Origin of the sequence: Mesorhizobium sp. BR1-1-16, assembly GCF_020165495.1 — a bacterium.
GTDB lineage: Bacteria > Pseudomonadota > Alphaproteobacteria > Rhizobiales > Kaistiaceae > Kaistia.
Genome location: NZ_JAIUIE010000002.1, coordinates 352,813 through 373,063 on the forward strand (window position 1 = coordinate 352,813; position 20,251 = coordinate 373,063).

19 protein-coding genes are annotated in these 20,251 nt (G+C 65.3%); 10 read left to right on the forward strand and 9 right to left on the reverse strand.

Features of this window, described 5'->3' with window-relative positions; translation table 11 throughout:
• Positions 1 to 51: 51 nt before the first annotated feature.
• Genes LB518_RS07495 through pcaF form a run of 3 tightly spaced genes read left to right on the forward strand, consistent with a single transcriptional unit; the run spans position 52 to position 2,658 of the window.
• Positions 52 to 783, forward strand: a complete 732-nt coding sequence (locus LB518_RS07495; RefSeq protein ID WP_224575149.1) for a 3-oxoacid CoA-transferase subunit A — start codon at positions 52 to 54, stop codon at positions 781 to 783.
• The gene (locus LB518_RS07500; protein WP_224575151.1) at positions 783 to 1,454 is read left to right on the forward strand and encodes a CoA transferase subunit B; all 672 of its coding nucleotides are present in this window, start codon (positions 783 to 785) and stop codon (positions 1,452 to 1,454) included. Before LB518_RS07495 ends, LB518_RS07500 begins: the two co-directional genes overlap by 1 nt.
• A 1-nt stretch (position 1,455) precedes the next feature.
• On the forward strand, positions 1,456 to 2,658 hold the full coding sequence (gene pcaF / locus LB518_RS07505; RefSeq protein WP_224575153.1) for a 3-oxoadipyl-CoA thiolase: 1,203 nt from the start codon (positions 1,456 to 1,458) through the stop codon (positions 2,656 to 2,658).
• A gap of 9 nt (positions 2,659 to 2,667) precedes the next feature.
• Here the strand turns inward: pcaF and LB518_RS07510 are convergent, their stop codons facing one another.
• Positions 2,668 to 4,341 carry a thiamine pyrophosphate-binding protein gene (locus LB518_RS07510; RefSeq protein ID WP_224575155.1) on the reverse strand — a complete coding sequence of 558 codons (1,674 nt, stop codon included), beginning with the start codon at positions 4,339 to 4,341 and terminating at the stop codon, positions 2,668 to 2,670.
• A gap of 149 nt (positions 4,342 to 4,490) precedes the next feature.
• Here LB518_RS07510 and LB518_RS07515 point away from each other — a divergent pair, with 149 nt between their 5' ends.
• Together LB518_RS07515 and LB518_RS07520 are read left to right on the forward strand one after the other, a co-directional pair.
• Positions 4,491 to 5,402 (forward strand): hypothetical protein, encoded by a 912-nt coding sequence (locus LB518_RS07515; protein WP_224575157.1) that lies wholly within the window; start codon positions 4,491 to 4,493, stop codon positions 5,400 to 5,402.
• A 109-nt stretch (positions 5,403 to 5,511) separates the two neighbouring features.
• Entirely contained in the window at positions 5,512 to 5,862 is a 351-nt protein-coding gene (locus tag LB518_RS07520) for a YXWGXW repeat-containing protein (protein ID WP_224575159.1), read from the forward strand.
• Positions 5,863 to 5,920: 58 nt separating this feature from the next.
• Here the strand turns inward: LB518_RS07520 and LB518_RS07525 are convergent, their stop codons facing one another.
• The 4 genes from LB518_RS07525 to tal form a co-directional block, all read right to left on the reverse strand.
• The gene (locus LB518_RS07525; protein WP_224575161.1) at positions 5,921 to 6,937 is read right to left on the reverse strand and encodes a 4-hydroxyproline epimerase; all 1,017 of its coding nucleotides are present in this window, start codon (positions 6,935 to 6,937) and stop codon (positions 5,921 to 5,923) included.
• 2 nt (positions 6,938 to 6,939) lie between these two features.
• On the reverse strand, positions 6,940 to 8,184 hold the full coding sequence (locus tag LB518_RS07530) for an NAD(P)/FAD-dependent oxidoreductase (protein WP_224575163.1): 1,245 nt from the start codon (positions 8,182 to 8,184) through the stop codon (positions 6,940 to 6,942).
• A 13-nt stretch (positions 8,185 to 8,197) separates the two neighbouring features.
• On the reverse strand, positions 8,198 to 9,127 hold the full coding sequence (locus LB518_RS07535) for a dihydrodipicolinate synthase family protein (RefSeq protein WP_224575166.1): 930 nt from the start codon (positions 9,125 to 9,127) through the stop codon (positions 8,198 to 8,200).
• Between the two features lie 146 nt (positions 9,128 to 9,273).
• A complete protein-coding gene (tal, locus tag LB518_RS07540; RefSeq protein WP_224575169.1) occupies positions 9,274 to 10,245 on the reverse strand; it encodes a transaldolase in 972 nt (323 codons plus the stop codon).
• 203 nt (positions 10,246 to 10,448) lie between these two features.
• On the opposite strand from tal, the gene LB518_RS07545 reads away from it, so the two are divergent.
• Positions 10,449 to 12,902, forward strand: a complete 2,454-nt coding sequence (locus LB518_RS07545; protein ID WP_224575172.1) for a beta-mannosidase — start codon at positions 10,449 to 10,451, stop codon at positions 12,900 to 12,902.
• A 60-nt stretch (positions 12,903 to 12,962) separates the two neighbouring features.
• Here the strand turns inward: LB518_RS07545 and LB518_RS07550 are convergent, their stop codons facing one another.
• The 3 genes from LB518_RS07550 to LB518_RS07560 form a co-directional block, all read right to left on the reverse strand.
• Positions 12,963 to 13,358, reverse strand: a complete 396-nt coding sequence (locus LB518_RS07550) for a PRC-barrel domain-containing protein (protein WP_224575175.1) — start codon at positions 13,356 to 13,358, stop codon at positions 12,963 to 12,965.
• Between the two features lie 64 nt (positions 13,359 to 13,422).
• Positions 13,423 to 14,061, reverse strand: a complete 639-nt coding sequence (locus LB518_RS07555) for a Vgb family protein (protein ID WP_224575176.1) — start codon at positions 14,059 to 14,061, stop codon at positions 13,423 to 13,425.
• A 59-nt stretch (positions 14,062 to 14,120) separates the two neighbouring features.
• Positions 14,121 to 15,344, reverse strand: coding sequence for a helix-turn-helix domain-containing protein (locus LB518_RS07560; protein ID WP_224575178.1), 1,224 nt, complete (start codon positions 15,342 to 15,344; stop codon positions 14,121 to 14,123).
• Positions 15,345 to 15,449: 105 nt separating this feature from the next.
• Between LB518_RS07560 and LB518_RS07565 the strand changes: the two genes are divergently transcribed.
• Positions 15,450 to 15,701 carry a hypothetical protein gene (locus LB518_RS07565; RefSeq protein WP_224575179.1) on the forward strand — a complete coding sequence of 84 codons (252 nt, stop codon included), beginning with the start codon at positions 15,450 to 15,452 and terminating at the stop codon, positions 15,699 to 15,701.
• Between the two features lie 29 nt (positions 15,702 to 15,730).
• Positions 15,731 to 16,429 (forward strand): DUF899 domain-containing protein, encoded by a 699-nt coding sequence (locus tag LB518_RS07570; RefSeq protein WP_224575181.1) that lies wholly within the window; start codon positions 15,731 to 15,733, stop codon positions 16,427 to 16,429.
• 68 nt (positions 16,430 to 16,497) lie between these two features.
• Here LB518_RS07570 and LB518_RS07575 read toward each other — a convergent pair whose 3' ends face one another.
• The gene (locus LB518_RS07575) at positions 16,498 to 17,232 is read right to left on the reverse strand and encodes an SDR family oxidoreductase (RefSeq protein ID WP_224575753.1); all 735 of its coding nucleotides are present in this window, start codon (positions 17,230 to 17,232) and stop codon (positions 16,498 to 16,500) included.
• 263 nt (positions 17,233 to 17,495) lie between these two features.
• On the opposite strand from LB518_RS07575, the gene LB518_RS07580 reads away from it, so the two are divergent.
• Positions 17,496 to 18,275 carry an IclR family transcriptional regulator gene (locus LB518_RS07580; RefSeq protein WP_224575183.1) on the forward strand — a complete coding sequence of 260 codons (780 nt, stop codon included), beginning with the start codon at positions 17,496 to 17,498 and terminating at the stop codon, positions 18,273 to 18,275.
• Positions 18,276 to 18,740: 465 nt separating this feature from the next.
• Positions 18,741 to 20,246, forward strand: a complete 1,506-nt coding sequence (locus LB518_RS07585) for an EAL domain-containing protein (RefSeq protein WP_224575185.1) — start codon at positions 18,741 to 18,743, stop codon at positions 20,244 to 20,246.
• The last annotated feature ends 5 nt before the right edge of the window (positions 20,247 to 20,251 follow it).

Below are 20,251 nucleotides of genomic sequence, written 5' to 3' on the forward strand. Positions count from 1 at the left end.
TATCCCTCGATCAGCGCCGATTGACGTTGCGAGGGCGCGAGAGGACAGCGCATGGACAAGACAGTCGCAAACCTCGCCACCGCCGTGGCGGGGATCGAGGACGGCATGACCGTGATGATCGGCGGGTTCGGCGGGGCGGGGTCGCCGATCGAGCTGATCCACGCGCTGATCGATCGCTTTCGTGCCACGGGTCATCCCAAGGACCTGACGATCATCAACAACAATGCCGGCAATGGCCATGTCGGCCTCGCTGCGTTGATCGAGGCGGGGATGGTGCGGAAGCTTGTCTGCTCCTTCCCCCGCTCGGCCGATCCGGTCGTGTTCACCGATCTCTACCTCGCCGGCAAGATCGAGCTTGAGCTGGTGCCCCAGGGCACGCTCGCCGAGCGCATCCGCGCCGGCGGCGCGGGCATCCCCGCCTTCTATACGCCGACATCCTTTGGAACCGATCTTGCCAAGGGCAAGCCCGTCGCCGAGTTCGAGGGTCGCTCCTATGTGCAGGAGCGCTGGCTGCGGGCGGATGTCACGCTGGTGAAGGCCGAGACGGCTGATCCGCAGGGCAATCTCACCTATCGGGCCGCCGCGCGAAACTTCAATCCGCTGATGTGCATGGCCGCCGCCGAGACTGTTGTCCAGGCCAGCCGCGTCGTGCCGGCCGGCGACATCGATCCCGAAAGCGTCGTGACGCCCGGCATCTTCGTCCAGAAGGTGATCGAGTGCGCCAACCCGCAGCAGGAAGAAGACCTGAACCGCGCCAATGCCGTCTATCCGGGAGTTGCCTGATGACCGCGAAGCTCACGAACAACCAGATCGCCTGGCGCGCCGCGCAGGACATCACCGACGGCGCCTATGTCAATCTCGGCATCGGCTTTCCGGAGAAGGTCGCGCAGTATCAGCCGCCCGGCCGCGAGGCGATCTTCCACACTGAAAACGGCATCTTGAATTTCGGCGAAGCCCCGCCGCAGGGCGAGGAAGACTGGGACTTGATCAATGCCGGTAAGCGCCCGGTGACGCTGAAGCCCGGCGCCTCGTTCTTCCATCACGCCGACAGCTTCGCCATGGTACGCGGCGGTCATCTCGACGTAGCCATCCTCGGTGCCTATGAGGTCGCGGAAAATGGCGATCTCGCCAACTGGTCGACCGGGCCAAAGGGCGTTCCGGCCGTCGGCGGCGCCATGGATCTCGTGCACGGCGCCAAGCGCGTCGCGGTCATCACCGATCACGTGACCAAGGACGGCAAGCCGAAGCTGGTGAAGCGCTGCACATTGCCGCTCACCGGCGTCGGCTGCGTCACCCGCGTCTACACCTCGCTGGCGGTCATCGACATCGAGGGCGGGCGCTTCGTCCTGCGCGAGAAGCTGCCCTCGCTTTCGCTTGACGCGCTGCAGGCGGCAACCGGGGCTGAACTGCTTGTAAGCGGCCCCGTCATCGATTTGATCGTTCCGGAGCTTTGAGATGACCGACGTCTTCATCTGCGACTATATCCGCACGCCGATCGGCCGTTTCGGCGGCGTGCTTGCCACGGTGAGGGCCGATGATCTCGGCGCGGTGCCGCTGCGGGCTCTGATGGCGCGCAACGGCGGCGTCGACTGGGAGGCGGTCGACGACGTGATCTTCGGCTGCGCCAACCAGGCCGGCGAGGACAATCGCAATGTTGCGCGCATCTCGTCGCTTTTGGCCGGGCTGCCCGTCGGGGTCTCCGGCACCACGATCAATCGTCTCTGCGGCTCCGGCATGGACGCCGTCATCGCCGCTGCGCGGGCCATCAAGGCGGGCGAAGCCGAGTTGATGATCGCAGGCGGCGTCGAGAGCATGTCACGCGCGCCTTTCGTGATGCCCAAGGCCGAACAGGCCTTCTCGCGCAATGCCGAGATTTACGACACCACCATCGGCTGGCGCTTCGTCAACCCGCTGATGAAGGCGCAATACGGCGTCGATTCGATGCCGGAGACCGGCGAGAACGTCGCCGAGGATTTCGCCGTCTCGCGCGAGGACCAGGATGCGTTCGCGTTGCGCAGCCAGGCGAAGGCGGCGGCGGCGCAGGCCAATGGTCGCTTGGCTCGCGAGATCACGGCGGTCACCATTCCCCAGCGAAAGGGCGATCCGGTCATCGTCGAAAAGGACGAGCATCCGCGCGCCACGACGATCGAGGCGCTCGCCAAGCTGGCGACACCGTTCCGCAAAGGCGGCTCCGTCACGGCCGGCAATGCCTCGGGCGTCAATGACGGCGCCGCGGCGCTGATCCTCGCCTCCGCCGACGCTGCTCGAAAGCATGGCCTGACGCCGATCGCCCGCGTGCTCGGCGGGGCGGCGGCTGGCGTTCCCCCGCGCATCATGGGCATCGGTCCTGCGCCTGCCTCCAAGAAGCTGATGGCTCGGCTCGGTCTCGGCTCAGACGATTTTGATGTGATCGAACTCAACGAGGCCTTCGCCTCGCAAGGACTCGCCACGCTGCGTGATCTCGGGATCGCCGATGATGATGCACGGGTCAACAGGAATGGCGGTGCGATCGCGCTCGGCCATCCGCTCGGCATGTCCGGCGCGCGTATCACCGGCACGGCGGCGCTCGAACTGGCGCTTTCCGGCGGTCGCCGCTCGCTCTCCACCATGTGCATCGGCGTCGGCCAGGGCATCGCAATCGCGCTCGAGCGGGCCTGATCTCTGAGCTCAGCCGCGGGCCTTCTCACGGATGGCGCTGATCGTGGTGGTGGGCGAAATCGCCTCGGGATCGGCCTTCACATGCAGGATGGCGGGCTTGCCGGAGCGGGCGGCCCGTTCGAAGGCGATCGCGAAATCCTCGGTCCGCTCCACCGTTTCGCCATGGCCGCCATAGGCGCGGGCGAGCGCCGCGAAATCGGGATTGGTCAGTGACGTCGCGGCGATGCGGCCGGGATAGGCGCGCTCCTGATGCGCGCGGATGGTGCCATACATGCCGTTATCGACAACGATGACGATGACGGCGGCACCCGCCTGCACGGCGGTGGCGAATTCCTGCCCGGTCATCGGGAAGCAGCCGTCGCCAGCCAGCGCGACCACGGTCTGCTCGGGATGGCGGAGCTTCGCGGCGATCGCCGCCGGCAGGCCGTAACCCATCGAGCCCGAGGTCGGTGCGAGCTGGGTGCCCGGCTGGCGGAAGCGATAATAGCGATGCAGCCAGCCGGCATAATTGCCGGCGCCATTGGTAACGATCGCGTCCGCCGGGAGCGTCTCGCGGAGATGGCGGATCATGGCGCCGAGCTCGACGTTCGCGACACCGCGCGGCGCCGGCTCCGACCAGGCGCGATAGCTCTCATTGGCTGCTCGTGTCGCCTCGCCCCAGGGAATCGAGACCGGCGGATGCACGACTTCGAGCTGCGAGGCGAAGCCGTTCGGCGTCGCGTTGATGGCAAGGGTCGGGCGGTAGACGCGGCCGAGCTCCTCGGCGCTCGCATGCACATGCACCAGCATCTGCCGCGGCTCGGGCGCCTCGATCAGAGTGTAACCGCCTGACGGCGTCTCGCTCATCCGTCCGCCGAGAAGCAGCAGCAGGTCCGCCTCCTTGATCCGCTTGGCGAGCGCCGGATTGATGCCGAGGCCGACATCGCCGGCATAGTTGGGATGGGTATGGTCGAACAGCCCCTGGCGGCGAAACGACACCGCGACCGGCAGTTCGAACCGCTCGGCGAAACGGCGGAGAGAGGCGACGGCTTTGTCGCTCCACCGGCTGCCGCCGGCGATGACGAAGGGCCGCTTGGCCGCCCAGAGCAGCTTCTGGAGCTGCGCTGTCTGCGTCAGGCCGGGATAGGTCTCGATCGTCTCGAAGGGCTGCGGCGCCAACACGGATGCGGTCTCGCGCAGCATGTCCTCGGGCAGGGCCAGCACGACGGGCCCGGGCCGGCCCGAGGTCGCGGTGTGAAAGGCGCGCGAGAGGAATTCAGGGATGCGGGCGGGCTCGTCGATCTCCGCGACCCATTTCGCCACCTCGCCGAACATCCGCCGATAGTCGATTTCCTGGAACGCCTCGCGCTCGCGATGGCCGCGGGCGATCTGGCCGACGAGCAGGATCATCGGCGTCGAATCCTGCCGCGCAATATGCAGCCCTGCGGCGGCGTTGGTGGCGCCCGGCCCGCGCGTCACGATCGCGACGCCCGGCCGCCCGGTCAGCTTGCCATCCGCCTCAGCCATGATCGCGGCCCCGCCTTCGTGGCGGGCATTGATGACATCGATGGCTGAATCGCTGAGCGCGTCGAGCACAGCGAGGAAGCTTTCACCCGGCACCGTGAAGACCCGGTCGACCCCGTTCGCGGCCAGCGCTTCGACGATGAGCTGGCCGCCGCTCTTCGGCAGGAGAGGCGATGTCACGGGACGGTACTCCGGTGGTTGCGTTGCCACCTTCTTATCGGCAGCGGGGCCGAGGCGGCAAGCGCCGCCCCTGTTCGTAGCCGCGATGGCAGCCTAGACTCAGTGCCAGCGATTCCGGCTGCGGGATCTGTTCGTGGAGGAAGCATTCCGTGGCCATCCGCATCGGAATAGGCGCGTTGGCGCTGGCCGTTCTGTGGCTGGCCATGGTGCCTGCGGGCGCCGCGGAGACGGATGGCGAAAGCGCGCCGCCGCCCTTTCCGACGACCGACTTCGCCGAAGGCGCGCGGGAGGCGAGCGTCACCGACAGTGGCATCACGGCGCGCCTCTTCTATGAGCGCCGGCCGAAGATCGACAAGACGCTCGACGTGCCGGTGCTCCAGGTGACGATCGGCGGCCGCATGGTACTCGATGAAGCCGGCCTTGCCTCGGGCATGGAAGTGCCCGCGGCCACCGCCTCGATCGCCGAGATCGATCCCTACCGGGTGGGCAAGGAGGTCTATTTCTCCAGCTATTCCGGTGGCGCCCACTGCTGTTCCCGCGTTGTGGTTGCCGAAAGCGGGCCGAAAGGCTGGACGCCGATCGAGGTCGGCTCCTTCGATGGCGACGGCGATTACCTCCAGGATCTCGACGATGACGGCGTTGCGGAGATCGTAACGACCGACAATGCCTTCCTCTATGCGTTTGATTGCTATGCCTGCAGCGCGGCGCCGCTTGTCATCCGATCCGTGCGCGATGGCAAGGTCATCGATGTGAGCGCCGAGCCGCGTTTTGCGAAGCATCAGCGGGACTGGCTGTCCGAACTCGAGGCGAATGCGGACCCCGAGACGCGCTGGTCATCGCCGGGCTTCCTGGCCGGATGGGTGGCGCAGAGCGTCCGCGCCGGATCAGGTCCGGCAGCCTTCGAGGCGCTGCTCGACCATTGGGACCTTGCCGCCGATGCCGGGGAGGAAACCTGCCTTTCCGGTGATGATCTCGACGCCTGCCCGAAGCGCGACCGAAAGCTGCTCAAGTTTCCCGACCGGCTGAAGCTCTTTCTCAACCGTCACGGCTACGCGGTGTGAAAAAAACGCTGCCGGCGCAGGATCGGCGGCGACGGAAACGCGTTTCGCATCCGTATCACCACTGCGGGCATGAGGCGGCGAAAGCCGCCTATTCGAAGGAGGAACCCCCTTGAAGCTCTCACGACGCTCCCTGCTCCGCGGCCTGTTCGCCGCGGCGATCGTCGCGCCAGCGGCAAGCCTCGCGCTGCCCGAGGAAGCCGATGCACAGTCGCGCCCTCCCGGACAACGGCCGCCGCCCCCCGGCCCGAACCGTCGTCCGCCGGCGTCACGAGCCGAACGCCGGCCGCCACCAAGGCGCGGTTATGTCTGGGTGCCGGGTTATTGGGCCTGGAGCCGCGGACGCTATGTCTGGGTGTCCGGTCGCTGGGTCCGCAACCGGCCCGGCTGGCGCTACAGCAACCCGCGCTGGGTCTGGCGCAATGGCCGCTGGGTCTTCATCCAGGGCAGTTGGGTGCGCTGACGCGAGAAGCGTGCATCGATGAAGAAGGGGCGGCGTTGAAGCGCCGCCCTTTTTGTCGTCAGGCTGCGCCGTCGACGACCTGGAAGCCGGCCCAGAACGGGTCGCGATCGTCGACGAAGATGGTGTTGTAGCCGGTAACGCGCGCCCATCCTTCGATGGTCGGCACGATCGCAGGCTTGCCGCCGACGGTCGTCTGGCGGGCGACGCGGCCGGTGAAGGTCGAGCCGATGATGCTTTCATGTACGAAGGCCTCGCCTTCCTTGAGCCGTCCGGTCGCGAAGAGCTGCGCGAGGCGCGCCGAGGTGCCCGTGCCGCAGGGCGAACGGTCGATCGCCTTGTCGCCATAGAAGACGGCGTTGCGGGCGCTGGAGCCCTGGTTCTTCGGCTTGCCCGTCCAGAGCACATGCGTCAGCCGGTCGAGCGCCGGGTTTTCCGGATGGACGATTGTGTGGCGCGCGTTGAAGGCGGCGCGCAGCTTCGGCGAAAGACGCACGATATCGGAAGGTTCGAGATCGGAGAGATCGGCATAGTTCGCCTGTGGCTCGACGATCGCATAGAAATTGCCGCCATAGGCGATGTCGACCTTCAATGTGCCGATGCCATCGACTTCGACCTCATAGTCACGGCCGAGCAGGAAAGACGGGACATTGGTGAGCGTCACGCTCTCGACATAGGGACCGTTCTGCACATAGCGCGCCTCGACGAGACCGGCCGGGGTTTCGAGGCGGAGCAGGCCCGGCGTCTTCGGCGTCACCAGCCCATGCTCGATGATGAAGGTCACGGTGCCGATCGTGCCATGGCCACACATCGGCAGGCAGCCGGAGGTCTCGATGAACAGGATCGCCGTGTCATAGGCATCCGAGGATGGCGGATAGAGGATCGAGCCCGACATCATGTCGTGGCCGCGCGGCTCGAAGCAGAGGCTTTTGCGGATCCAGTCGAACTCGGCCAGGAAATGCTGCCGCTTCTCGAACATGGTGTCGCCCTTCAACACCGGGATCGATCCGCCAGTGACGACGCGCACGGGATTGCCGCAGGTATGGCCGTCGATGCAGAAGAACGAGTGGCGCGCCATGGTCAGAACCTTGCCTGGAAGCGGGTGACGGAATAGGGAGCGGGGTCTATCACGGGCAGCCGCCCGGCGATGAGATCGGCGACGATTTCCGCCGTCACGGCCGCTTGCGTCAAGCCGTAATGGCCGTGGCCGAAGGCATGCACGATGCGCGGATCGCGCTTCGACGGGCCAATGACCGGGAGTGAATCCGGGATCGACGGCCGAAAGCCCATCCAGCGTGTGCCGCCCGAAAGATCGGCATCCGGCAGGAAGCGGCGGGCGCGGCCGAGGATGGCGTCGACGCGGGCATAGTTCGGGGCCGCTTCGAGGCCCGCGAATTCGACGCTGCCGCCGATGCGGTCGCCGCTGTCGAGCGGCGACGTGACGAAGCCCTCGCCCTCATACATGACCGGGCGCGAAAGCCCGAGCCGGCCGGAGGGCAGCGTGACATTGTAGCCGCGCTCGGTATCGAGCGGCACATGATCACCGATCGAGGCGGCGAGCGGCTTCGACCAGGCGCCGGTCGCGACGACGACGCGGTCATAGAGCGCGATGCTGTCGAAGCTGGTGATGATCGCGATGTCGTCGCCCTGCGGGCGGATGGCGGCGGCTTCCAGCTTCTTGACCTTTGCGCCGCGCTCTGCCGCCGCTGCGGCAAGGGCGATCGTCAGGTCCTTGGGGTCGGAGACATGGCAGCCGCTCGCATAGAGCGCGCCGCGGGCAGCGCGTGGGCCGAGCGCCGGTTCGAGTTCATGCAGAGCGCCCGCGTCGAGCCATTCGACCGGAATACCCATCGCCTGCTGGCGCGCAATCAGCGGCTCGGCGGAGGCCGCTCCTGCGGCGCTCGACCAGACCGACAGCAGGCCCTTGCGACGAACATGGCCGTCAAGACCCAGCATGCCGAGCCGCTTTTCCCAGGCGGGGAGGGCGCGGGCATTGAGCGCCGCGATGGCCGCGATCGACGCTTCGATCCGGCCGGGGCGGCTTGCCGCGACGAAACGTGCGAGGAACGGCGCCAGCTTCGGCAGATAGGCCGGGCGGATGGAGAGAGGGCCGAGCGGATCGAGCATCCAGCGCGGCATCTGCCGCCACACCTTGGGCGAGGCGAGCGGCATGATGTCGATATGGGCGATCCAGCCGGCATTGCCGGCCGAAGCACCCGCGGCAATGCCGTCGCGGTCGATGAGGTCGACCGCGTGGCCCTCGTCGAGCAGCGCATGCGCGATCGCCGCGCCGACGATGCCTCCACCGATGACGGCGATGCGCATGCCCCGCCGCCGATCAGGCGGCGGCCGGGAGGCCGGTCTCCGGCAGGACCGGGCGGTTGGCGATCGCCTTCTGCATCACGGCTTCGAGCTCGGCCTTCTCGGCCGCGTCGAGCGCAAGGCGCGGCGGGCGGGTGAGGTCTGTGCCACGCCCGAGGATCTTCTCGCAATATTTGATCGCCTGGACGAGATCCGGGCGGGCGTCGAGATGAAGGATCGGCATGAACCAGTCATAGATCGGCATCGCCTCGGCAAAGCGGCCGTCGCGCACCAGGCGGAACAGCGTTTCGCCCTCGCGCGGAAACACGTTCGACATGCCCGAGACCCAGCCGACCGCGCCGAGCGCCACCGTCTCCAGCACCACGTCGTCGAGGCCGCAGAAGGGGATGAAGCGATCGCCGGTCATGTTGCGCACATCGACGATGCGGCGGGTATCGCCCGAAGAATCCTTGAATGCGACGATGGTGTCGATATCAGAAAGGCCGGCCAGCATCGTCGGGGTGACGTCGGTGCGGTAGCTCGGCGGGTTGTTGTAGACCATGATCGGCGTGTCAGTCGCCTTGGCGATCGTGGTCAGGTGGTCGATCGTCTCGCGCGGCTTGGCCGGATAAACCATCGCGGGCATGACCATCAGGCCGTTGACGCCGGCCTTGGTCGCCTCACGGGCATAGTCGGCGCCGAAGGCGCTCGTATATTCGGCAAGGCCCGAGATGACCGGAACGCGGCCGCGCGCCGTGGCGACCGCCGTCTCGACCAGCGACACCTTTTCAGAGCGCGTCAGCGAGCAGTTCTCGCCAACCGTGCCGCAGATGATCAGGCCCGAAACGCCATCGGTGATCAGCGCCTCGATGACCTTTGCGGTCGCTTCGAGATCGACCGAGAAATCCGGGCGGAACTGGGTGGTCACAGCAGGGAAAACGCCCTTCCAGGTCGCCTTCGGATCCATCGTCGTCTCCTTCACGCTCTTCGCTCGCTGTCTTGTCGACAGTTTGTATTTATCTTGGAAATCTGGGTCTGGCAAGGCACCGCGCAAAGAAAAGCCCGCCATGGCGAACCATGACGGGCTGATTTTCCGGCAGGGCGCCGAACGTGTCAGGCGGGGACGCCGGCCTCGAGCTTCTTGGCGACAAGGCCGCGCAGCGTCCGCAGATCCTTGGCGAACTGGCGGATGCCTTCCGAGAGCTTCTCGGTCGCCATCGCGTCCTCGTTCAAGGCCCAGCGGAAGCCCTTCTCGTCATAGGACTGCTTGGCGGGCGCCTCACCGGCATTGGCCGGGTCGAGCTTGCGCACCAGCGTGCCCTGGTCGGCGGCGAGCTTCTCGAGCAGAGCGGGCGCGATCGTCAGGCGATCGCAACCAGCCAGCGCCTCGATCTCGCCGATCGAGCGGAAGGAGGCGCCCATCACGACCGTCTTGATGCCATGCGCCTTGTAATAGGCGTAGATCTGGCGAACCGAGACGACGCCCGGATCTTCCTCGGCCTCATAGGTCTTGCCGGTCGACTTCACGTACCAGTCGAGGATGCGGCCGACGAAGGGCGAGATCAGGAACACGCCGGCATCGGCGCAGGCAGCCGCCTGGGCGAGCGAGAACAGCAGCGTCAGATTGCAGTCGATGCCTTCCTTCTGGAGGATCTCCGCGGCGCGGATGCCCTCCCAGGTCGAGGCCAGCTTGATCAGGATGCGTTCACGCGGAATACCGAGATCGGCATAATCCTTAATAATGGCGCGGGCGCGCTTCAGCGAGCCTTCGGTGTCGAAGGAAAGGTCTGCATTGACCTCGGTCGAGACACGGCCGGGAACCAGCTTGGAAACTTCGGCGCCGAATGCGACCGAAAGGCGGTCGGCAACGGATGCAGCGATCGCCTCCTTGGAGCCGCCCTGCTTGTTGCCCCAGGAGATCGCACCGTCGATCACATCCTTGTAGAGCGGCAGCTCGAACGCCTTCAGGACGAGCGAGGGATTGGTCGTGCAGTCGACGGGATGGAAAGTCTTGATCGCCTCGAGGTCGCCGGTGTCGGCGACCACAGTCGTCATGGACTTCAACTGGTCGAGTTTTGATGGCATCGCCGTCCTCCAACCTGGGTGCGGCGTCGCGGCCGCAAGGGATATCTTTCTGGCATATGAGCACCTTGGCAGCCAAATGGAAGCCAAAAATATGTCTAGGCACAAAACCGTTCGATGACAGACCACCCCATGCTGGAGCGCGGTCCCGGCATGGGATAGAACGCATTCTCCTCCGCGCGTCCACGCCATCAGGAATTGCTTCGATGACCGTCTCCCCGCATGTCGACACGCGCATTTCGCTCGCCGGAGCATGGACCCTGACTGACGCGGACGGCGCGGTGCTCGGCGACTGCGCCATCCCCGGCGACGTGCATTCGGCCCTTCTGGCGCTGGATCGGATTCCTGATCCGATGGTCGGCCGCAATGAAGCGCTGGTGCAGTGGGTCGGCGAAGCGGCATGGGAAATCAGCCGGCATTTCGATGTCGCGCCAGGCGCTGCAGCCGAGCGCTGGGCGGTATTGGAGCTCGAATTCGTCGATACCTTCGCTGAGGTAATGCTGAACGGAACTGTGGTGGCGCAGCTCGAATCGAGCTTCATCCGCCATCGCATCGATGTGACCGGGCAGCTTGTCGAGGGCGCCAACGAACTGCGCATCCGTTTTGCGCCGGCCGGTGCCGAGGCGACGGCGCGGGCAGCCCGGCAGCCATTTCCGATCCCGTGGAGCGTTTCGAACAACAAGGTCCCGGACCTCAACATGATCCGTAAGGCCCAATGCCATGGTGGCTGGGACTGGGGTCCGTGTCTGATGGTGACGGGCATCTATGCCGAGCCTGTCCTTCATCTTTATGAAGAGGCGCGCATCGAGAGCGTCCAGATCCGCCAGCGCCACGCTGCCGATGGTTCGGTCAAGGCCATCGCCGAGGTTGAGCTGGTCGCGCCGGCGCCGGCGAGCGTTCCCGTCGAATTCTCACTGGACGGAAAGATCGTGAAGTCCAAGGTCGCGGTTGCGGCAGGCACCACGCGCGTTTTCCTCGAACTCGATGTCGGCATGCCCGAGCTCTGGTGGCCGGCCGGCCACGGCGCGCAGCCGCTTCATGAAGCGGTCGTTTCGATCCCGGGCGACAGCGTCACCCGCAAAATCGGCTTCCGCACGCTCGAAGTGGTGACCGAGAAGGACGCGGCCGGCGCTTCGATGATCTTCCGCGTCAACGGCATCGACATCTTCGCCAAGGGCGCGAACTGGATTCCTGCCGACGCGCTGCCCTCCAAGATCACCGAAGGTCGGATCCGCGCTCTGCTCTCGGCCGCGGTCGAAGCCAATATGAACATGATCCGCGTCTGGGGCGGCGGGTTCTATGAGTTCGACGCCTTCTACGACCTTTGCGACGAGCTGGGGCTTCTCGTCTGGCAGGACATGATGTTCTCCTGCTCGCAATATCCCTCGACGCCGGAATTTCTCGAACAGGTCGACGCAGAGCTCCGCTACCAGATCAAGCGCCTCTCGAGCCGGCCATCGATCGCGCTCTGGTGCGGCGACAACGAAGTCGTCGGTTCGCTGACCTGGTACGAGCTGTCGCGCAATAATCGCGACCGCTATCTGGTCAACTATGATCGCCTCAACCGCATCATCGACCGCGCGGTCGTGGAGACCGATCCGGACCGCCGCTTCTGGCCATCCTCGCCCTGCAATGGCGATCTCGACTATGGCGATGCCTGGCACGATGATGGCTCGGGCGACATGCACTTCTGGGATGTCTGGCACTCGAACAAGAACTTCGAGCACTACTACACCGTGAAGCCGCGCTTCTGCTCGGAGTTCGGCTTCCAGTCATTCCCCTCGATGACGGGCATCCGCGCCTTTGCCGAGCCGGACGACTGGAACGCAACCGCCCCTGTGATGGAGTTTCACCAGCGCGATCCCGCTGGCAATTCGCGCATCATCGACACGATGGCGCGCTATTTTCGCGTACCCTCAGGCTTCGAGCAGTTCGTGTTTCTGTCGCAGCTCCAGCAGGCGCTCGCGATCGAGACGGCCGTTCGTTACTGGCGCAGCTTAAAGCCGCATTCGATGGGCGCGCTCTATTGGCAGCTCAACGATGTCTGGCCGGCGGTGTCTTGGTCGTCGATCGATCACACGCTGGCCTGGAAGACGCTGCATTACCACGCCAAGCGCTTCTTCGCCCCGGTCGCTCTCGCGGCCCGGATCGAAGCCGGCATGCTGACGGTGAGGGCGGTCAACGATCGTCACGCCGAGGTCAGGCTCGGTCTGCGCATCCGCACGCTGGATCTTGCCGGCAGCCTCCTGGGCGAGCGGATCACCGAGGCGCGTTTGCCGCCTGATCGCGCCGTGGACGTCGTCGCGATCGAGGCGCCGAAGTCCGATGATCGTTTCTATGTCATCGACGCGCTTGCGGACGGTTTGGCCGATCCCACGCTGCAGGTGACGGTGTTCCCGGATCTGCCGAAACGGCTCGATCTGCCGACAGCGCGCGTCTCGCTAAGCGAGATCGGCGCCGGACGGTTCAAGCTCGAAACCGACGCGCCCGCGTTCTATGTCCGCGCCGAAGCACCGGCTTTCCCGGGTCACTTCGACGATACGAGCTTCCTGTTGCTACCCGGCGAGCCACGCACGATCACCTTCAAGCCGGAAGCCGGCGTCGCAATGCCCTCGGCATCCGACATTGCCATCCATCATCTCGGCGCGACCTATCGCTAGCCGCGAACAGCAAAAAGCCGCGGCGTGCGCCGCGGCTCTCTGCATCCGTCGTCTGAAGCGTCAGATCGTCCAGTAGGGCGAGATGCCGTAATAATCGTGCACCCGCTTTTCATAGTCGCGGTCGCCCCAGGTAGGCTCGTCGGTGTCGTCGAACACCGGCCCGCCTTCGAGCTGGTCGCGCGTCAGATTGACGACATAGCCACCGCGTTCGGGATCGTAGTTGAGCGCATTCCACGGCAACGGATGATACTTCTCGCCGATTCCGAGGAAGCCGCCAAACGACATGATCGCGTAAGCAACGCGGCCGGACTGTTTGTCGATCATGACGTCATGGACGTCGCCAAGTCGCTCCCCGGCAGTATTGTATACAGCCGTTCCGTCAACCTTATCGGCCGAAATCAGCGGATTGATCGACTGGCTACTGGTGGTGAAGCTGGTGTCGTTGACCAAGGTCATCGTAATTCTCCATCGATGCTTCCGATGGTGATTCAACGGCACGGGCGGCCGATCGTTCCGACGGTCAATCGCGATCGGGGCGACGAACCACGCGAACCTTGCCGCTGTCGCCGCCGCCACAGAAGAAGCGGCCGGCCCCATCGGATTCGAGGCCCGATATCGTGAGGCCGGCCGGCATCTCCAGCGCTTCGAGCACGGTGCCGTCCTTCTGATCGATATGGCGAATCTCGCTCGCCTCATCTTCCCACGTCGCATGCCACAGCTCGCTGTCGACGAAGCTGACACCGGTGACGAAGCGGTCCGAGCGGATGGTCCGCCGGATATCGCCGGTTTCCGGATCGATCTCGTGAATGCAGCGGTCGCGGTACTGGCCGACGAACAGCGCGCCCTCCGCATAGGTAAGGCCGCTGTCGCGCCCCTGTCCGGGTGCCGGGATGGTCGCGAGCAGTTCGCCATTTGCCGGATCGATCTTCTGGATCACGTCGCCGGCGATCTGAAAGAGGTGTCGTCCGTCATATGCGGTGCCGGCATGGGCTGCGATGTCGATGCCGCCGACCAGCGTGCCGCTTTCGGGATCGAGCGCGGCGATCCGCTCGCCCGCCGCAAACCACACGCGCGCGCCGTCAAAGGTGACACCGGCAATGCTCGGGGCGCCCTCGAACGGTCCATATTCGCGCAGCACTTCCGCCTTGGCCCGCTTCATGGCAATGGCTCCTTCACAGTCGTTGGCGCCGCCCCGGCGGCAGCCCCTCGGTCTGGACATTAGTGACCTGGCGTCGGCCCCGGGAGTAACAAGCTTGTCGGGAAGCCAGGTACCGGCGGCGCCATCCAGCGGCGCGCCGGGCCGCGCCCGACGCTCTGGATCGTGCCCGATTTGGCCAGCGCGTCGAGAGCGCGTTGCACGGTGCGCGTGCTCGACCCGAGCGCGATGGCGAGCGAAGTGCTCGACCAGGCCTCGCCGTCGGAAAGCAAGGCCAGCACCGCCGCATGCGGTGCATCGAAGGGCGGAGCCAGCATCACGACCGGCTTGTCCCCTGCCGGGAGCAGCCGGTAGCCATCGGCCGTCGCCGTGATCTCGGCGAGCGGCAGCAGCACTTCGCGCAGCCGCCCGATCTCGACCCGCAGCCGCGCGCGATGCGACTCGTCGGCTTCCCGGCCGCGAAAGGCCTCGCGGATCAATGCGGCGCGCGCGATATCGCCGGGCCATGCCCTGGCGAGGCCGACGAGCAGGGAGAAGAGCACCGGCCGCGTGTCGAGGCGGACATGCGACGCGCCTGACCTAACGGCATGGCGACAGGCATCGACGATCAAGGCCGGCGCCTCGAGCAAGGCTTCCACTTCGGGAAGCGAAACCAGCGGGCCGCCGTTCCCTTCGACAAGCCGCGCCACCGGCGCACCGAGCAGAGCGCCCACGGCATCGACTTCGGCTTTGAGCGCCGGGATGCCCGCCCGCCGCGCTGCGGCATCGGCAACATTCAAGGCGGCTCGCGCGCCCCTGATATCGATACGGCGGATGGCGAGGCCGGCGCGGGCCAATGCTTCCGCGGCTTCGGCAATCGGAGGCAGGGCGATGCTGACCGTTCGCTCATCGAGCAGCCTGGCGGCCTCGGCGAGCCGCCCGGTCAGGATCATGCGCCGCGCGGCCAGCACGCGCGCATAGGCAGCGTTTGCGTGATCGCCGCGGGCTTCCAGCGCCGCGCGTGCATCGTCGAGCGGCTTGATCGGCCAGGTGAGATCGCGCGAGACGAGCGCGATTTCAGCTTCGGCAACGGTGCAGCGGGCGCGCGCAACGACTTCGCGCGGTCCGAAGGCGCGGCGTGCGCGCTGCAGCAAGGTCCGTGCGCGCGGGAAATCGCCAAGCTGCGCCATGGCAATCCCGCGCAGCGCCAGAGCCGGCGCATCATCGCGCAACGCCACCCGCTTCAGCGCGCCCAGCGGATCGCCATGGGCGAGCGCGAGCGCTGCGGCTGTGATCAGTGAGTCCATCTCGATCGCGCCAGAATTGTCACTCCCACCCTCGCTCCGATCGCGGCGAGGATCGGATCGCGGTCCCGAAGGGCCGCATCGGCAGCATGGGATGGATGGCGGCAAATGACCAGCGAGGTTTCCGAGACGTCCTTGGACCGCACTGCCTCTTGGGGCGAGCGGATCGCAGAGGGCATGGCGCTCGCCGCAACGCCGCTCTTCGCCGTGATGGCGTTGGCAAGCCTCGCCGATAACGGCGATGCGATGCTCTGTGGCGGCACGCCAGGCGGCGTGCTGCCGGGCGGCATGGCGCTCATGTATGCGCTGATGAGCTTCATCCATGCCGGCGCCTGGCTCCGGCGCATGGGCCGGATCTGAATTCCCCCGATTATTTAAGGAGAAGAGACATGTTGAACGACGTCGTATCGCATGATGACTGGCTGAAGGCACGGCTGGAGTTGCTGGACGCCGAGAAGGAATTCACGCATCAGCGCGAGGCCCTGACGAGACGCCGCATGGCAATGCCCTGGGAGAAGATCGAGAAGGATTACCGCTTCATCGGCCCGTCCGGCTCGATGACGCTCGCCGAACTCTTCGATGGGCATTCGCAGCTTATCGTCTATCACTTCATGTTCGGGCCAGACTGGCAGGAGGGCTGCAAGTCCTGCTCGTTCTGGGCCGACAATTTCGACCATATCCCTGTTCATCTCGCGCATCGGGACGTCGCCTTCACGGCCGTCTCACGAGCACCGCTCGAACGGATCGAGGCCTACAAAGACCGCTTCGGCTGGACATTCCCGTGGGTGCAGGCTGACGGCAGCGACTTCAACCACGACTACCAAGCTTCATTCACGCCGGACGAACTCGCCGCAGGCCGCGGCTACTACAATTATGCCGAGCGCAAGATTGGCGCCTCGGACATCGTCGGCATCAGCGTTTTCGCGAAAGACGAAGAGGGCGCTGTCTACCACACCTATTCCTGCTACAGCCGCGGCGTGGAGATGCTGAACGGCGCCTATCACTATCTCGACCTCGTCCCAAAGGGCCGGAACGAGGAGGGACTGGACTTCCCGCAGGCCTGGGTCAGGCGGCGTGATCAGTACTGAAGTCGCGAAAGTAGCGCTCCCCGTCATGCCCGGGACGAGCCCGGGTATGACGGGGAGCGATTGGCGCCTCAGTTGACCCAGCCGCCATCGATGATGTGCATCTGGCCCGTCGTGTAGGTCGCTGTGGCGAGATAGATGGCGAGGTCCGCGATCTCCTGCGGCGTGCCGATACGGCCGATCGGCTGGCGCGCGATGAAGGCGGCGCGGGCCGTCTCATAGTCACCCTGCGCACGCAGCCGGTCCTGCAGCGACGGGCTCTCGACGGTGCCGGGGCAGATGCCGTTGCAACGGATGCCGCGCGTCACGAAGTCCGCCGCAACCGATTTCGTCAGTCCGACCGTCGCTGCCTTGGTGACACCATAGGCGAAGCGGTTGGGCACGCCCTTGATCGAGCCTGCGACGGAGCAGATGTTGACGATCGAACCATCATTCTGCGCCAGCATGCCCGGCAGCACGGCCTTGATGGTGCGCCACATCGACTTGACGTTGAGGTCATAGGCGAAATCGAGGTCTGCCTCGCTCGCCTGCTCGATTGTGCCGGCATGGACGATTCCGGCCGCATTGAAGAGCACGTCGACTGTGCCGATCTCGGCGACGAGGGCGTCGACATCGGCGCTCTTCAGAACGTTGAGAACCCGCGTCGTGACATTGGGGCGATGCGACAGTTCGCCGACTTTCGCCTCGTTGACATCCGTCGCCCAAACGGTCGCGCCGGCATCGGCTGCGCTTTCGGCGATGGCCCGGCCGATCCCCTGTGCCGCCGCCGTTACCAGCACGACCTTGCCTGCGAGCGTATCGCCCATCGGATTTTCCTCCATGTATGATGCAAGCGGCATTGCGGCGCTCTCCGCCGATCGCTGCCACGCGAGCCCAAGTGATGTCCAGCCGGATGACGCCACGTGTCGTTTCGCCAGGCGACCGGCCGACGTGTCGATCAAATTATCCATCCGTGAATGGTGTATTCGTATATAAGCGAACACGACCGATCCGAGTCAATGTCTAGCCTGTCGCGCGGCCGGCCGCGATGGGTGGATCTTGCCGCGATTGCTGGCTGGATTGAAGGTTCATGCTCGACGACGTCAATGATCGCTATCGCGCGCCTGCGCTGGACAAGGGCCTAGATATCCTGGAGCTCCTCGCGGCGACCGATGAAAGCATGACCCAGGCCGAGATCGCCAAGGCGCTGGGCCGTTCGCCGAACGAGATCTATCGGATGCTGGACCGGCTGGTGCGGCGCGGCTATGTCGCCCGCATTCTCGGCGACCGCTATGAGTTGACGCTGCGGCTCTTCGCGCTTGCCCATCAGCATGCGCCTGTGCGGCGGCTTGTCAGCCAGGCCTTGCCCGTGATGCGGCAGTTTTCAAAGCGAGCCGAGCAGGCCTGCCATCTGACGGTCTACGACCGCGGCCGCGTTATCGTCGTCGCTCAGATGGATGCGCCGTCCTATTGGAGCTATTCGATCCGCGTCGGCGCGCGCGTCAGCCTCTACAATACCGGATCCGGACATGTCCTGCTGGCGTTTGCAACGCCGCAGGAACGCGCTTTGATGGAGGCAGAGCGCGAAGACCTCACCGAGGACAAGAGCCGGCCCGCCGAGCTCGATACCCGTCTCAGCGCCATTCGCGCACAAGGGTTCGAGACGATGCCGAGCTTCCAGTCCGAAGCGGTCTTCAACCTCTCGGCACCGGTCCTCGGTCCCGGCGATACCGCCATCGCTGCGCTGACCTGTCCTTTCCTGCCGCGCATCGACCGGGAGGATGTGCCCGACCGCGAGGCGGCTCTGGCCACGTTGCTCGATGCGACACGCGAACTTTCGATCGTTCTCGGCAAAGGGATTGACGAGTAGGCACTTCGCCGTCGGCTGATGCAATTCGCCGCACACCGCGCGCTGCGATCTCTCGATCGTTGCAGGAGACCGGCAACAGATCATGTGCCGGCTTCGAAGATCGACTGGACCGTCGGCTTTCCCTGGAATCCCCTGTGCCTGACGTGTGCGGCAGCGGTTTCTGCACCCGGATTCGTGAACCGTTCACGATGAACAGATGTCGTCTGTCTCGGCGTAGTTTGCGCCAGATCAAATTCACAACCTATCGCCTAGTGTGTGCAAGGTTGCGATCGTCTATTCGATTCGCTCGTGGCCTCGAGGGGAACTGGTACCGCAATCAGCCGTAGGCATCGCGTCCCGGCCTGATCGGGGACTTGCGATATCCTCGCCAAGAACTGCAAAGCTGCGTTTTTTTCTGGGGATAGCGATCCGTTGAATGCTGTTTTGCGAAAGGTTGGTTGGACCGTCGTCTCAATCTCGCTTGGCATGATCGTCGTCGTAGCCGGCTTCGAACTCATTAGCTGGCAGCGCCGCCACAGCGAACTGATCTTTCAGGCCGAGCTTGTTCTGCGCCGGTCCGTGTCGGTCGTGAATGAAGTGCGCGCAGGGTTGCGCTTGGTGCCGCGACTGAAGACCGTCCCGTGCTCTCCGGACGACATCAAGGCGATGCGTCTCTTCGTCGAGCGCTCGGTGTTCATCGTCGAGATGGGCCGTATGAGCGGTGACCGGATCCTGTGCGACAGCAGGGGCAGCGCGCCAAGGGACGACGCCCTCGGCCCGCCCGACAGGGTCGGCTTGAACGGTGCCAAGATCTGGCTGCGGGTTCCGCTGCGAGGCGACTGGCGGATCGTTGTCTCCGCGGCCGCTCGTGACGGTGCAATCGTTTTCTCGCGCCCGACCGCCGCCGCCGACCTGTTCCGTCCTGTCGGCGACGCGGTCGCCCAAGTGGTGCCGCCCGGTTCGCTGATAGCCTATGCGAGTTCCAGTCGCGTCGAGCAGCCATCCGGCGCCACCTATATCCCGCCCCGGCGGTCAAATCGCTGGCTGGATCAATCCGTCCTTCGATGCAAAGAGGGATTCGATGTCTGCGTTGCCGTCAGTGAGCCGGCAAAACCGGCCTTTCGAGCCCTCCCTCTCGGCGAGCAGTTGGCGCTGCTCGTCGGCGGCGCGCTTCTTGGCAAAGTCTGCCAAGCCCTCCTCGCCGCTTGGCTCGCCTCGCGACGCACACTTTACCGCCGCTTGAGGCGTGCGATCGCCCGGAGCGAGATCACGCTCCACTACCAACCGCTGGTCCGGCTCGAAGATCGTACCGTGGTAGGGTTTGAGACGCTCGCCCGCTGGCGCCCGAAGAGCGGCGAAGACGTCAGCCCGGACATCTTCGTGCCGCTGGCCGAGCGAACGGGCCTTCTGCCCGCTTTGACGGAGTTTGTGATCGACAGAGCGCTCTCGGACATGTCGTCGATGCTGTCAGAACGGCCGGATCTCTATGTCAGCATCAACATAGCGGTGCAGTCGCTGCTGTCAGACGAGCTCCTCACGGCGCTGAAGCTCTATTGCGACGCTCATGGCGTCGATCGATCCCGCATCGTCCTCGAAATCACCGAGCGAGAGACCGGCGAGGTTGAACTGATTGGCGATGCCGTCGGCCGTCTGCGCGATGCCGGCTTCAGGATCTTCCTGGACGATTTTGGCACCGGATATTCGAGCCTTGCTTATCTCGCGACCCTGCCGATCGACACGATCAAGCTGGATAAGCTGTTCAGCAATTCGGTCGGAACGAGCCTCGTCAGCTCGCTCGTTCTCGGCGAAATCCTGCACATGATGTCGACCCTCAATCTTTCGGTCGTGTTCGAGGGCATCGAGACAGAGGAACAGGCGGTCGCATTAGGAGTGATCGCCCCCGGCGCCATGGGCCAGGGCTGGCTATTCGGCCGCCCTGCACCCGCTGGCGAAATCCGGGGCTCATCTTTGCCTGACGCGACTGTCCGCTGAAGGAG

Excerpts from the sequence above, each read along its gene's own strand:
- tal (WP_224575169.1), bottom strand. The coding sequence starts at position 10,245 with ATGCCATCAAAACTCGACCAGTTGAAGTCCATGACGACTGTGGTCGCC.
- LB518_RS07530 (WP_224575163.1), bottom strand. The coding sequence starts at position 8,184 with ATGCGCATCGCCGTCATCGGTGGAGGCATCGTCGGCGCGGCGATCGCG.
- LB518_RS07500 (WP_224575151.1), top strand. The coding sequence starts at position 783 with ATGACCGCGAAGCTCACGAACAACCAGATCGCCTGGCGCGCCGCGCAG.
- LB518_RS07575 (WP_224575753.1), bottom strand. The coding sequence starts at position 17,232 with ATGGGCGATACGCTCGCAGGCAAGGTCGTGCTGGTAACGGCGGCGGCA.
- LB518_RS07535 (WP_224575166.1), bottom strand. The coding sequence starts at position 9,127 with ATGGATCCGAAGGCGACCTGGAAGGGCGTTTTCCCTGCTGTGACCACC.
- LB518_RS07580 (WP_224575183.1), top strand. The coding sequence starts at position 17,496 with ATGCTCGACGACGTCAATGATCGCTATCGCGCGCCTGCGCTGGACAAG.
- LB518_RS07525 (WP_224575161.1), bottom strand. The coding sequence starts at position 6,937 with ATGGCGCGCCACTCGTTCTTCTGCATCGACGGCCATACCTGCGGCAAT.
- LB518_RS07550 (WP_224575175.1), bottom strand. The coding sequence starts at position 13,358 with ATGACCTTGGTCAACGACACCAGCTTCACCACCAGTAGCCAGTCGATC.
- LB518_RS07495 (WP_224575149.1), top strand. The coding sequence starts at position 52 with ATGGACAAGACAGTCGCAAACCTCGCCACCGCCGTGGCGGGGATCGAG.
- LB518_RS07585 (WP_224575185.1), top strand. The coding sequence starts at position 18,741 with ATGATCGTCGTCGTAGCCGGCTTCGAACTCATTAGCTGGCAGCGCCGC.
- LB518_RS07570 (WP_224575181.1), top strand. The coding sequence starts at position 15,731 with ATGTTGAACGACGTCGTATCGCATGATGACTGGCTGAAGGCACGGCTG.
- pcaF (WP_224575153.1), top strand. The coding sequence starts at position 1,456 with ATGACCGACGTCTTCATCTGCGACTATATCCGCACGCCGATCGGCCGT.
- LB518_RS07555 (WP_224575176.1), bottom strand. The coding sequence starts at position 14,061 with ATGAAGCGGGCCAAGGCGGAAGTGCTGCGCGAATATGGACCGTTCGAG.
- LB518_RS07545 (WP_224575172.1), top strand. The coding sequence starts at position 10,449 with ATGACCGTCTCCCCGCATGTCGACACGCGCATTTCGCTCGCCGGAGCA.
- LB518_RS07560 (WP_224575178.1), bottom strand. The coding sequence starts at position 15,344 with ATGGACTCACTGATCACAGCCGCAGCGCTCGCGCTCGCCCATGGCGAT.
- LB518_RS07565 (WP_224575179.1), top strand. The coding sequence starts at position 15,450 with ATGACCAGCGAGGTTTCCGAGACGTCCTTGGACCGCACTGCCTCTTGG.